We start from the raw sequence: 13,048 nt of genomic DNA, 5'->3' as shown, positions 1-13,048 counted from the left end.
AACTTGCTTTATGGCTTACCTGAGTGGCCTAAAAAAGGCACTCTTTTAATAAACAACTTTAATGCTTGATAATAAATACCCTTAAAAATTGACCAAGTCATCGCCGGAAAACGTTTAAGCAACCTACTTACTTGTTGCTCAGTTAATTCGTGGCGTTTTAACCTTAGTGTAGCGTCGAATAATACCTGCTCGTCGCGTATATTTTTAATCTGTATTAATGCTTTATCCTGCGTTTGTCGAATATGCCAGTGGTAGTTCATGTCCAAGTCCATAAAAGGTGATACGGAAAAAGTTTTCTTAAAGTTCACTTTTTTTTCTAACGGAACTAAATAATAGTGGCGTTCATTCCAAGGTGTGTTGCTAACCTCTGCAATCATGTAGCTAAATTTTGTATCGTTATCGCCAAAAAAATAAAAATTTACTGGGCTAAAGTAAATACCTAAACAGCGTAATTGCCCCAGCATATAAACATGGCTAAAGGTTTGTTTAACACCTAGCTTTGCAAGGTGTTTGCGCGCGCGCTCTACTAACGAAAAGGTATTTAATTGCGGGTCTTTATTTAGATAGTCTGCTTGGTTAAATTTAAGAGCTTTAAAACCTGAACTGCCCAATTGGCTATGCACACCGTTTAATTGCTGTGGGTTATTTAAATCAACCCACATCATGTACAAAGGGTAACTAAAGCTATGGCTTTTAACCGCAAAACGGCGATGTTTTACATCGCCTAAATATACAGCGCTAGTCAAATTCAACCCCAAGCTGTTTGGCAACGTCTACGCCACTATGCACCCCATCTTCGTGAAAACCGTTATACCAATACGCACCACAAAAATAGCTATTATTTTTCCCGTCAATGCTGTGCTTTTGTTGCTGCGCGGCTATCGATTCTTGGTTAAATACTGGGTGATGGTAAGTAAATTCACGTAATATTTTACTCTTTTCTATTCCTTGTAGATGGTTCAATGTTACACAAAACTGCGTATCTGACTGTAACCCTTGAAGTATATTCATTTGATACGTAACAACAGCCGCTTTATCGGTATTATTATTGAGTAAATAATTCCAACTAGCCCAGGCTGCTTTTCTGTCGGGTAATAAATTAGTATCGGTATGTAGTACCACTGAATTTTCGGTATAAGGAATAGCGCCCAACACTGACTTTTCTTGCTCGCTGGCATCGTCCAATAACGCTAACGCCTGATTTGAATGACAAGCAAATATCACTTTATCAAACTCGCTTTGCTCACCATTAGCAAACACTATAGTTACTTTATCGGCAGCTCTAGTTACTGATTTAATATCTGTATTGAGTTTAATTTTGTCGGCAAAGCCTCTAATTAGCGGGTTAATATATTGACGAGAACCACCGGGTATTACATACCATTGCGGCCTGTTTACTACATCTAATAAGCCATGATTAAAAAAGAATTTAACAAAAAATTCAACGCCTACATTTTGCATTTCTTTAATGCTGGTAGACCAAATAGCAGCGCCCATAGGTAAAATATAATGATATTTAAAAAAGTCGTTAAAATTATGCTCACTTAGTAGCTCACCTAATGAGTGATCGGCTTTATAGCTGCCTTGCTCGTGTATTGTTTTACATAATTTATTAAACCTAACTATGTCATACAGTAAACGCCAAAACTTTGGTCTAAAAATATTACGACGCTGTGCAAATAAACTCGTAAAGGTATGGCCGTTGTATTCAAAACCTGTTGCATCGTTATGCACACTAAAACTCATTTCTGTTTCTTGCTTATCAACGCCAATACGCGCTAATAACTTTTCAAAATAAGGGTAGGTTCTGTTATTAAATACAATAAAACCAGTATCAATAGCGTGTTCAATACCATCAACTTGCACATCAACCGTAGCCGTGTGGCCACCAATGTAATTGTTTTTTTCAAATAGCGTTACATCATAGTGCTTATGCAATAAATGCCCACAGGTTAAACCTGAAACGCCAGTGCCAATTATAGCTATTTTTTTCAACGCGCTAGTCCTTTTGCAATTTTGAGCCACAGCGGCAATGGTAATATGCGCAGTGCTTTTAATATTAGTGTAAAACGATACGGAAAATGCACTTCTTTACGACGCTTGTGTATGCCTTTTATCATGTAGTCTGCCGCTTTTTGCGCTGTAACGGCCATAGGCATAGGAAAGTCATTTTTATTTGTTAGAGGGGTTTTAACAAAACCAGGATGCACTAAGGTTACATCAACGTCATTTAAATCAATTGCTAAGCTTTTAGCCAAGTAGCTTACACCCGCTTTAGAAGCGCCATACGCCTCTGAGCGCGGTAGTGCTAAATAGGTTACACTTGAGCTGACTAACACCAGCTGGCCACCACTATTTATTTTAGGTAATAAAGCTTCTAAGCAATACCCCATAGCCAGTAAATTAACGCTAATGACTCGCTCAAATAAGGCGCTGTCAAAATTTCGTGCATCGTCAACGTATTCGCAGTTACCAGCATTGAGTATGACCCGATCAAAATGAGCAAAGCCAATGGTAGCAGATTTTATTTGTTGTAAATTTGTGGCATCAAATTGGCAGGTTTGAATGTTGTTATGCTTAGCAAGCTCAGCTAACTTTTCGCTGTTACGACCGCAAGCAATAACAGTATCGCCTTGCTCGGCATATTTTATTGCTAATTGTTCGCCAATACCTGAGGTAGCACCGGTAATAAGTGTGATCATAATTAGCCCGCCCTTTTATCTATAAGCTTAATAATACGGCCTAATAAAGGAATATGCTTATACAGTAGCTCGCCTACGTTAAAATAGTCGCGGTGCTCAATTATTTTGTCACCGTTAAATGTAAGCTTACTGTGCCCCTGCACAGTAATGGTGTTTCCTGAGGCTAATTTAGGATGCACATAATGCATACTCCAATACACAAAGGCGTTATTGGCAACACTAAATGAGTCGGTTATATCAAACTGGCAATGCGTAACATTGCTATACAAATTAGCAAAGTATTTGCGCAGCTCAACAATGCCATTAATGTTGTGCATTGGGTCGGTAAATTGTATATCGTCGCAGTAAATTTCACTTAATAAATCAAGGTTACTATTATTAAGTTTTTGATATATATCTACAAACTTATCTACTGGTAACTGGTTATCCATATCATACCTTAAATGCTGCTAGGGCACGCTCTCGCGCCGCTTTATGATCAACAATTGCTGGCCAATAACACGAATCACTTTGCCCCAATGAGGCTAAATAGCTATGTGGAAAGTGAATGTGTTTATCTGGCACGTTTTCAAGCTCTGGTATGTATTTACGAATAAATTCGCCGTTTGGATCAAAGCGTTCACTTTGTCTTATAGGATTAAAAACTCTAAAGTAAGGCTGTGCATCACACCCGGTACTGGCCGCCCACTGCCAACCACCATTATTAGAGGCCAAATCGCCATCTATAAGATGTTGCATAAAAAAACGCTCGCCTTTGCGCCAATCTATAAGTAGGTGTTTAGTTAAAAAGCTAGCAACCACCATGCGTAAACGGTTATGCATCCACCCGGTTTGCAAGAGTTGCCTCATCGCAGCGTCAACAAGCGGGTAACCTGTGCGGCCTTCGCACCATGCTTTAAATTCGTCATCGCTGCTACGCCAAACTACCGCGTTATACTTTTCGTTAAAATTATCGCCACGCGAAAGCTTTGGAAATTGCGCAATTAAATGCCGATAAAATTCACGCCAAATAAGCTCATTAACCCAAGTAAAGGTTTTGCTTTTTGAAGTGCTTAAAATATCCGGGTAGCGCTGTTGTATATTTATTAATAATTGCTTAGTACTAATAATACCTAGCGCTAAATAAGGGCTAAGGCCTGAGGTGCCTTTAATACTGGGAATATCACGGTGATCGTCGTAACTTGTTAGTTTATCGCAAATAAAGTTATCAACCACAGTGGCCAATGTTTTATCATCAACGGGCCATTTTTCAGAGCTGCTATCGCCTTTGAGTAAATTGGTTTCATTTGTGCTTAACTGCGCACCGCCGCTAACGTGCTCTACAGGCCACTGCGGCAAAGAAAAATGCACCTCAATGTACTGCTTTAACCAAGCGCGTTTAAATGGCGTAAATACTTTGTACATTTCGTTGCTTTGGTTTTTAACGCTGCCTACCGGGGCAATTAAATCGCCTTCGTACAAGGTAAACGTAATAGAAAGCTCATCGCACTTTGCTAAAATGGCTTTATCGCGGTTTACTTCGTTTAGTTCATACTCGGTATTGGCAATTACATGCTTAACATTATTAGCCTTACAAAAATCAATGAGTTGAGTTTCGCAATCAGCAAAGTATGGCGCATCAATAATGTGTAAGGTAATGCCGTGATCAGCAAGTTGCTGGTGCAGGTAAGTAATGCGACGTTTAAGTAAGTCAATTTGTATTGGCGCTGCTTGATGCTGCTGCCATTGTTTTTCGCAGATAAAAAAAATAGCGTGGTTAGCGCCATTATTAAGCGCTTGAATTAGCGCCTCATTAGAAAAAAGGCGCAAATCGCGCCTAAACCAAAATAATGTGTTCATTAAATACCGTAGCGTAGTTTTAATTCATTAGGATAAGGATTAAAAAATACTTGTTTTTCAAGATACTCGTTTGGGTGCACCTTTAAATGATGCTTTAGCAAAGTAAGTGGCACGTAAAGAGGCACTAAACCATCGCTGTATTCATCAATTGCTTCTCGCATTTCTTGTTTTTCGACTGACGATAAATCTTTTTTAAAGTAGCCCTGTAAATGCATTAAGGTATTACAATTATTTTTGCGTGAGGCTGGCTTTTTAAGTCCATTCATCAAACCTAAAATGTACTTATCAGCAAGCTCGGTTACGTCATCACCTAAAAACGTACCTAACAGATGACCTAGATCGCGGTAAGCTTGGTAATTATGCGCCATTAACAAGTATTTATATTGCGCATGAAACTGGGTTAAGCGATGAACGTTCAATGGCTGTTGTATTAATTTTTGCCAATTTTTAAACGTATACACTCGCATTACAAAGTTTTCACGCAAGTGCATGTCGTTTAAACGGCCATTTTCTTCGCACGGTAATAATGGATTGTGCTTCATTATTTGCTCTGCAAAAAAACCAACACCTTCTGATGTGTTACCAGTGCCCGCTTCGTTGTATATTTTAATGCGCTCCATGCCACAGCTTGGGCTTTTAGCACAAAACACAAAGCCGCTTAACTCTTTCGCTTGTTCGGTAGCTACTTTAATACCGTAAGCAGTAAGTTGTGGTCCAACGTCGCCAGAACCATCAGGGCGACACACTTTTATTGTATCGCCTACTCGTACTTGGCGAATAGTTGGCCTTGGAATAGGTAAACCTACCGCAACCTCTGGGCAAAAGCGCGTATATTCAACATGCTTTGCAAACTCATCCATACAAAAGTTTGAGCGTTTATGGCCTGTGTCAAAACGCACTTTTTCGCCTGCTAGGCATGCACTAATGCCTATTTTAATTGTATCAGCTTGCATAATATCCCTAATAAACTGTTTATATTAGTAAATTAAATTACCAATTGGGTTAAGTAACTTACTCAGCCCTTTATTAAAATGTAGCGCACTACTGACTACTGTAAAGCATAAACAGCCTTCTTTTGTTACCGGTGTGTGCAGATGGCTGCCATCTTGCCAAATAAAATCACCCGGTACGTAGCTACCCTCTTCGTCGCTAAACTCGCCGTTTAGTAACAAAGTAATCTCAAATCCGGTATGAGTATGCTCTGGTATTTCTCCACCCGCAGCAATGTGCAATAAGCTAGTACGTAATGGGCCATCATCTAAGGCAACGCGCGAGCGAGCTAATTTGCCAACTTGAGTAAATTTGCTGTGCGAAATACGTGTTAAAGCACGCGGCAGTTGATAGTTTTGCTGGTTTATTTCAACAGCAATTGGTTCAACTTCGTATACTTCATCAATACTGGTATCGCTGGTTATTAAATCAAATAAGCTTGAGCTTTCTTGCTCAAAATAACCACTAGTATCATCCTTAGCCTCTGAAGGTAATGCATCGTTAAACACTTCAGCTGCATTATCAGCTTCAAGCTTTGTTACTTTTTCTTGGCATACTGGGCACATATCTACGTGTATAGACACAGCTAAACTTAACGATGCGCTAAGTGATGCACTGCAATATTGTGTCAGTAAAGTATCACTCGGGTGATGTTTAATCATGCTGATCTCCCATTTCATTACGTAATTTTTGCAAGGCTAAACGTAACCGTGATTTTACCGTGCCTACTGGAATATTAAGTTGTTGTGCAAGTTGTTCTTGCGACATATCTTGAAAATAAACACCTCTTACTACTTCCCGCTGAGCTACTGGTAGCTTTTCAAGGTAGCGTTTAATTTGTTTATCTTCTAAATGATCTGTGTATTCGTGATGCGTATTTTGCGATTCGTTCAATAACGGCCAAATATCTTCGCTGATGTTTTCTTCTTTATTGCTTTTCATTTTGCGCAGCATATCAAACGAAGCATTTCGCATTACCGTGTAAACCCAAGTAGTCGCAGCCCCTTTGTCACTATTGTACAAATGTGCTTTACGCCAAACCGATGTTAGTGTTTCTTGCACTAACTCCATTGCTTGAGCTTCAATACCAAATTGCTTGATACCAAAACGTTTAATTTTTGGCGAAAAATATTCAAATAAATAAGCAAATGCTTTTTTATCGCGGCTTTGTGCAACATCAATTAATGCTTGCATCAATTCCTTACTTGGCGTTTCTGGCATGGCAGTGTACTTACCTGTATTAGGTTCACAACGTAATGATTGTTGTTGACTTACCATAGTAATTTATCCCGTTATTGCTTTAGTACATGTAAATACGGGCAATAATTAAATAAGGATCAAATTAAATTAGGCAAATTCGTTATTAATCACAGTATGGAGGAAACTTAGTAAGTTATCAAAGTTAGTTTCAAACGCAAGTAGCTGTTTTTTCTCAATAGATATAGGTAACAGCTCAAGCCATCGAGCAGCAACCCAAGTAAGCTTGTCAAAATAGGTTTGTTTATATAATGAACTAAGCTCTGGGTTATTAGTGAACACTTCACGCAGCGTATCTTGTAGGCGTTTATGCTCGCCAATATTATTGTTTGCCTCTGTGTACCAATAAGGCGTATTACAGTTCGACACTAAACCGTAGCGCAGTTCTTGCTCGTCTTGAAACACATCGTTTATTTGCACACTTTGAGTAGCACATACATCTATAAGTAGCATGCCATTATCATCTTGATCAAAGTCAATAATGTTCATTAGGCAACCTTGGGCGCTGATATTAAATGGCGTGTCGTGCTCAAAACTACAAAGCACAAATCCAATGTTTTCTTTTAATGCGCTTTTAACCATATTTAAATAGCGAGGTTCAAATATGCGCAAACGCGTATAACCGTCAGGGAGGATAAATAAGGGTAATGGAAAAATCGCACGTTTCATAAAGTCTACTTGTTTAAAACATTCTGCCTTCATTTACGTGCGCTTTAACTAAGTCGATCAGCTTTTATTAAACCAATGTTAAATATTAAACCACGCTCCCATACTTTTAAGTAATTGCACCGAATAATAAGCGCTGATCATACTTACAACCGGCGCCAGCATTAAAGCAAATAATCCAAATTCACTGCTCATAGGGTTATTCCTTATAATTGACGTATATTATTGCACTGGTTTAACGGTATTTTCGGTTTTAATTTCAGCTTGAATATCGGTAATTAATGGCTCACTTAACCAGCTATTAAGCATAGTTTCGGTATTAAAAGTAAGCGTGTCTTTTATTGAGTTTTCAAGCTCTATGGTGGTTTGCGATATATAGCTGGTAATTGTTTGTGTGAGGATATCAGTTACATCAAGGTCAACTTCGGTTGCGTTTGCTTGCAACGAACCTAATACTAATAAACTTACCATAGCGATTTTAATTGAATGTTTCATAATGGATTTCCTTGTTTGTGTATTGTTTCGACTCAATTACATATTCAAGGGATGTGCCACACTAAATTAAAATTATAACCCATTGTTTATAAAATATATTTAAATATTAGTAGCAGAAAATGAAATTCAGCGTTGGTTAATATAACTAATTAATTTAACTTTTCAGCTAAATTTTAGTTAATATAACACGCTGTATTTATGCGCCAATACCGCTGTTTATTTAACCACCTTTCTACCTAACCTGTAAGCATCTACTATGCTCAAAAACCAAATAACCAACATTAAGTAAATATACTGGTATTGCCCTAATGCTGCACAGTGCGCTGATGGGTGCTTTACTGCAGCCAAAATATCATCAAAGCTAGCACCGCCCCTTGTGTTTACTATGTCATTAGCTATGCATTGCGCCATTGCATACACCTCTTGTAAAGTTAACAGTAGTAAAACCGAAAATACTCCCGCAAAAATAGCGCCTATTAAATGCTTTTTTAACGCAAAGTGCCCAGCACCTGGGTAAATTAAAGCGCTAAGTAATGCTGCTTTAAAGCTTTTTTGCATAATTTTCCTTTAAGTAACAGTTGAGTGTTCAGCCTATTTTGTAGTAAAACATATTGAATTAATGAGCCTTTAAAGCAAGCGAAAGTTTGCCCTTATGTTTGCTTATAATAATTGAAAGATTCAGCGTACACACGTACACTGAAAACAATTAAAAGTGGTAGGATCAGTTATGTCATCGAATGCGCCCTATTCGCGTAAAGAAGAACAGCTCAATGTAATTAGCCATGCAATAGGTGTGTTATTTGCTTTCTGGGTAATGTGGGATCTGTTTAATCAATCAAGTAGCACTAAAGCCTATATAAGTGCAACGATTTATAGCGCCAGCATCTTTATTTTGTTTTTATCATCTACTTTATATCACGCCAGTGTACAACCTAGGCTCAGGGCATTTTATAAAAAGTGCGACCACTGCGCTATTTATATTCTTATTGCCGGTACTTACACTCCCTTTTTACACCTGTCGTTAACAGGTGTTTGGTCTTGGGCAACCCTCACCTTTATTTGGTCGGTGGCACTTGCTGGCGTAGCGTATAAAGTTTTAGTTCACAATGGTAATAAAAAAGTCTCCCTTGCCACCTACTTACTCATGGGATGGTTTGCACTCGCCATTATTTATCCGCTTTACTTAGTTATTAATGTAAACGCATTATATTGGCTACTCGCCGGCGGCATTTTTTACAGCCTAGGCACAGTATTTTACAGCGCCAAAAACACCCAATTTAGCCACGCCATTTGGCACTTATTTGTTATTGCCGGCTGCGTTTGCCACTATGTGGGCATTAGTCGTTATGTGTATTGAAGGGAAAGCGTCCTCTGATAAAGCCGATAAAATCGTGAATAAGGTTTATTTTATTTATTAAATTGATGCTTAGTTTAGCCAATTATTTAAGCCAATCTATAATGCAAAACGCCTAGATTAATTGATGCTGCCTTTTTTCGTTGGGTTCACTGCGCCTAAACCAACCTACGTAATTTCATATTAAAGCTATTGTTGTGGGGGAGTGTTCAGCAAAAATAAATTTTAAATACGCTACACTGTTTATTAATTCTACCTCTCCTAATTATGGTAAGGAAACCACACCATGGCGTTTGAATACTTTCATTTTATGAGTTTAATTGGGGTGGCCTTTTTTGCTATATCGGGCACTTTATTAGGCCACGAAAAAAACATTGGGGGTTTTGGTGTTGTAGTTGTAGGCTCAGTTACTGCGCTTGGCGGCGGTACATTGCGTGATATATTATTAAATCAGCCAGTGTTTTGGATTGCAGAGCCCGATTATTTATACGCCACCTATGGCGCAATATTTATTGCGGTGGTGTTTATTCGCCATTTACCGCACGTATCTAATTATTACATGCTGCTAGTTGATGTATTAGGCATGGCTATATTTAACATTGTCGGCATTGAAAAGTCGTTAATTGAAGGCACTACCATGATAGTTGCCATTACCATGGGTATGACTACCGGTATATTTGGCGGGCTAATGCGCGATGTAATTTGCAGAGAAATTCCGCTAGTAATGCGCGAAGAGCTGTATTCTACTGCGTGTCTGTCGGGCGGTTTAACTTATGCAGCGTTGTTTTTACTCGGAGTGTCTTATATATGGTGTATTTTAGGCTCCTTGTTTATTACCGTATTTTTACGTTTGGGCGCGCTGCATTGGGGTTGGCAGCCAAACATATTTAGAAAAAGAACAGTTAAAAATAAATAACGCTAAAAACTAACTGTTTTGTGTTTCATTTTAGCGCCAGTTTATACTCGCCTGCCGCTAAAATAAAATCACCATGAAATATAACTAATAACATTATGTAACATGAACTCTGGTTAAGAGGTTTACTTACGTGTTGAGTCATAGTTATATTTAAATTTATTTTTTCTAGCCAGAGGTTTCCAGTGAAAATAAGGCGAATTTACGCGCCAATAGCTGGCCTATTGCAAGCAAATTCAACGTAGTTAGCGCTAAAAATAGCTGCTTGAGATAGATTTATTATCCAAGGTTCAAGTTATGCCGGGTATTTTAATTTTACTGCCTACTTTAGCGGGCTTGGGTAATTGGCTAAATTGCTGCTCTATTACCTTTAAACGCTGTAGTACCTCACTTGGAAATGGCGATACTCGCCTGGTTGCTAAATCAATATGCAAATCTAAGTGCTCGCCCGCAGCGGCGCGATACCCTTTATTGGTGCAATATATTTCATGAAATGTATGAATACGTTTTTCATCAACGTACAACAGCCAAGACACAACCTCAATTTCATCGCCTTCGCACAACTCTCTTTCAAAAATACAGTGGCTCTCTACTAATGCTTTGCTGCAGTTATTTGCATAACGGTAACGCTCACCTAAATCCAGGTGTTCGGTAAAATCTATATGCGCATCGTAAATAACTAAACCATAATACTTTGTATTCATATGGCCGTTAAAATCAACCCATTGGGTGGGCACTGTGGCTGAATATTTTTTAAATGGGTAGAGCGACATTTTACTTCCTTTTAGGGTAACGGTAAGGCTTAAGTAACTATTTCTGTATTAACCAACCACTGAAAAACTTGCAGTGTAATTACATTAAATAGCCGTCCTGTTAGTTGTTATTCGTTAGCGGAAAATTGATTTATATTAAATATTGAGCTACACCAATTTCAGCATTTAATACTGTAAACCAAGCTAAATCACATAACATCCTCCATTTGTGTTAACATTAATTTCTTATGTGGGCGTTTTTGCTTACATTATTCTTTACTGATGATCGTATCAGCTATTTTTTGCTACTAGTTTTATTAAGCTATTTTATAAAGTTTTTAGTAGCCCTCTAATTATTTACGTGCGTTTTTAACTGCGTAAAATAAATAATAACCGTCACCTTATTACCTCTATTGTAATGACGAGTGACGCGGCGAAGGAGTCAAAATGTTTCAGTTTAGTACCAGCACTATACTGCTGGTTTTATTTGCTTTTTATGGTTTAACCTTTTTATTCACGCTAAGTATTGGCAAAAAACAAGAAAATGCCGATGGCTATATGGTTTCCAACGGATCCGTTGGATTTAGCATGTCTGCAGCGAGTATGACAGCCACATGGATATGGGCAGCATCGTTTTATGCTGCTGCAAGCTCGGGGTACAAATATGGTTTATCGGGGGCAATCCATTACGGTTTTTGGGGCGCACTGATGATTTTATTTATTTACCCCTTTGGTAAGCGCTTTAGAGAGCTTGCGCCAAATGCGCGTACCTTAGCCGAAATTATGCATGCGCGGCATGGCAGTGCTAGCCAAATGATTTTAGCCTCTTCAAACATAGTCGGCAGTATAATTAGTTTAATGGTTAACTTTACTGCAGCCGGTGCGCTGGTAGATATTTTATCACCACTGAACTTTACCGAAGGGGTATTAATTGCAGGCTCTGGCGTGCTTATATACACTTTTTGGTCGGGGTTTCGCTCCTCGGTTTTTACCGATTTTGGCCAGTTAATGGCTATGATGCTCGCCGCTGTGGTTATTATTCCTATGCTATTTTTTGAGCTCGACGGCCCCGACTTATTTACTCAAGGCATGAGTAACTTAACAATAGAACAAGCTGACTTTTTCTCTACTACTGCCATTTTAGAGCAAGGCGCGCCATTTTTTGTTGCAGTTCTTGCATACGCTATTGGTAATCAAACTATTGCCCAACGCTTATTTGCTGTACGCGAAGACTTAATAAAACCGAGCTTTATTACCGCAACCATAGGTTATGGCTCTATTGTTATAGGCTTAGGTATGCTGGGTTTACTGGCGTTACTAGCCGGCGTGCAACCTATAGACGGTGATTTAAATAACCTCATTCCACAAATGGCCGCCACCTACCTGTCACCTGTAATGGTATTAGTATTGTTTGTGATGATTATTGGCTCGCTTTCATCCACCGCCGATTCTGACTTGTCAGCCTTATCCGCAATTATAATGACCGACGTATACGGTAAACATTTAAGTAAAAACAATCCTAACCCTAAAAAAATGCTTTGGGTTGGCCGCTTTACCATGGTTGTTGCCACCATGTTAGGCGTTATATTTGCAAGCCTTAAACTCGATATTCTCTCAATGCTAATTTTTGTTGGCGCACTGTGGGGCGCAATTGTGTTTCCGGTTATTTCTAGCTTATATTGGAATAAGGTGACAAATCTGGCGTTTACTGCCGCGGTAACCGGCGCGTTTTTACTCTTTATTATCGCACGCTTTGAGTGGCTGGAATTAACTGGCGCTGTCGCGTTGTTTTTTGAGGTAATAGCAAGCGTAGGTGGCGGTGTTGTTATTGGCTTAATGTGTTTTGGTTTTTTTGGCCGCACTGCGGGGTTAATTTTGGGCGCAATAACAGCCGTAATACTACTGTTTTTTACTTTAGGTTTTTTACGCGACTATATTGTATTGCTAAGCTCACTGACCGCTTACGGTGCCAGCGCTATTATTTGTGTAGTGCTTACCTTAACCAGCAACAAAAGCGCGTTTGATTTTGCTTTAATTAAGCAACGTGTTGTTGAATTTAGTGACAATAAATAAGGAAAAA

Annotated in this window: 15 protein-coding genes; 3 read left to right on the top strand and 12 right to left on the bottom strand. The window is 38.8% G+C overall.

Going from position 1 to position 13,048, the window contains the following annotated elements; translation table 11 throughout:
• Positions 1-8 precede the first annotated feature (8 nt).
• The 11 genes from J5X91_RS02155 to J5X91_RS02105 form a co-directional block, all read right to left on the bottom strand.
• The gene (locus tag J5X91_RS02155; protein ID WP_011330082.1) at positions 9-746 is read right to left on the bottom strand and encodes a DUF1365 domain-containing protein; all 738 of its coding nucleotides are present in this window, start codon (positions 744-746) and stop codon (positions 9-11) included.
• Positions 739-1,995, bottom strand: coding sequence for an FAD-dependent oxidoreductase (locus J5X91_RS02150; protein WP_089369271.1), 1,257 nt, complete (start codon positions 1,993-1,995; stop codon positions 739-741). Before J5X91_RS02150 ends, J5X91_RS02155 begins: the two co-directional genes overlap by 8 nt.
• Positions 1,992-2,702 (bottom strand): SDR family NAD(P)-dependent oxidoreductase, encoded by a 711-nt coding sequence (locus tag J5X91_RS02145; protein WP_011330080.1) that lies wholly within the window; start codon positions 2,700-2,702, stop codon positions 1,992-1,994. The genes J5X91_RS02150 and J5X91_RS02145 overlap by 4 nt, the downstream gene beginning before the upstream one ends.
• Before the next feature lie 2 nt (positions 2,703-2,704).
• Positions 2,705-3,133, bottom strand: coding sequence for a nuclear transport factor 2 family protein (locus J5X91_RS02140; RefSeq protein ID WP_011330079.1), 429 nt, complete (start codon positions 3,131-3,133; stop codon positions 2,705-2,707).
• Between the two features lies 1 nt (position 3,134).
• On the bottom strand, positions 3,135-4,541 hold the full coding sequence (gene phrB, locus J5X91_RS02135; RefSeq protein ID WP_208833970.1) for a deoxyribodipyrimidine photo-lyase: 1,407 nt from the start codon (positions 4,539-4,541) through the stop codon (positions 3,135-3,137).
• Entirely contained in the window at positions 4,541-5,494 is a 954-nt protein-coding gene (locus J5X91_RS02130; protein WP_011330077.1) for a DUF523 and DUF1722 domain-containing protein, read from the bottom strand. Before J5X91_RS02130 ends, phrB begins: the two co-directional genes overlap by 1 nt.
• Positions 5,495-5,518: 24 nt before the next feature.
• Complete coding sequence (locus J5X91_RS02125; RefSeq protein WP_011330076.1) at positions 5,519-6,193, bottom strand: ChrR family anti-sigma-E factor; 675 nt, start codon at positions 6,191-6,193, stop codon at positions 5,519-5,521.
• A complete protein-coding gene (locus J5X91_RS02120; protein WP_011330075.1) occupies positions 6,186-6,809 on the bottom strand; it encodes a sigma-70 family RNA polymerase sigma factor in 624 nt (207 codons plus the stop codon). The genes J5X91_RS02125 and J5X91_RS02120 overlap by 8 nt, the downstream gene beginning before the upstream one ends.
• A 69-nt stretch (positions 6,810-6,878) precedes the next feature.
• Positions 6,879-7,457: an LON peptidase substrate-binding domain-containing protein gene (locus J5X91_RS02115; protein WP_208833969.1), complete on the bottom strand. Its 579-nt coding sequence runs from the start codon at positions 7,455-7,457 to the stop codon at positions 6,879-6,881.
• A 219-nt stretch (positions 7,458-7,676) separates the two neighbouring features.
• A complete protein-coding gene (locus J5X91_RS02110) occupies positions 7,677-7,949 on the bottom strand; it encodes a hypothetical protein (RefSeq protein ID WP_208833968.1) in 273 nt (90 codons plus the stop codon).
• Positions 7,950-8,165: 216 nt separating this feature from the next.
• Positions 8,166-8,507 carry a hypothetical protein gene (locus J5X91_RS02105; protein ID WP_179806886.1) on the bottom strand — a complete coding sequence of 114 codons (342 nt, stop codon included), beginning with the start codon at positions 8,505-8,507 and terminating at the stop codon, positions 8,166-8,168.
• A gap of 169 nt (positions 8,508-8,676) precedes the next feature.
• On the opposite strand from J5X91_RS02105, the gene J5X91_RS02100 reads away from it, so the two are divergent.
• Positions 8,677-9,306 (top strand): hemolysin III family protein, encoded by a 630-nt coding sequence (locus J5X91_RS02100; RefSeq protein WP_011330071.1) that lies wholly within the window; start codon positions 8,677-8,679, stop codon positions 9,304-9,306.
• 283 nt (positions 9,307-9,589) lie between these two features.
• On the top strand, positions 9,590-10,219 hold the full coding sequence (locus tag J5X91_RS02095) for a trimeric intracellular cation channel family protein (protein WP_011330070.1): 630 nt from the start codon (positions 9,590-9,592) through the stop codon (positions 10,217-10,219).
• Between the two features lie 287 nt (positions 10,220-10,506).
• Here the strand turns inward: J5X91_RS02095 and J5X91_RS02090 are convergent, their stop codons facing one another.
• Positions 10,507-10,989, bottom strand: a complete 483-nt coding sequence (locus tag J5X91_RS02090) for a thioesterase family protein (RefSeq protein WP_058375038.1) — start codon at positions 10,987-10,989, stop codon at positions 10,507-10,509.
• Positions 10,990-11,415: 426 nt separating this feature from the next.
• Here J5X91_RS02090 and J5X91_RS02085 point away from each other — a divergent pair, with 426 nt between their 5' ends.
• Positions 11,416-13,041, top strand: a complete 1,626-nt coding sequence (locus J5X91_RS02085; RefSeq protein ID WP_192531854.1) for a sodium:proline symporter — start codon at positions 11,416-11,418, stop codon at positions 13,039-13,041.
• Positions 13,042-13,048 lie beyond the last annotated feature (7 nt).

It is taken from the genome of Pseudoalteromonas sp. K222D (assembly GCF_017653575.1).
GTDB lineage: Bacteria > Pseudomonadota > Gammaproteobacteria > Enterobacterales > Alteromonadaceae > Pseudoalteromonas > Pseudoalteromonas nigrifaciens.
The sequence above is the reverse complement of the archived record's forward strand: the minus strand, read 5'-3'. Positions and strand labels throughout refer to the sequence as shown.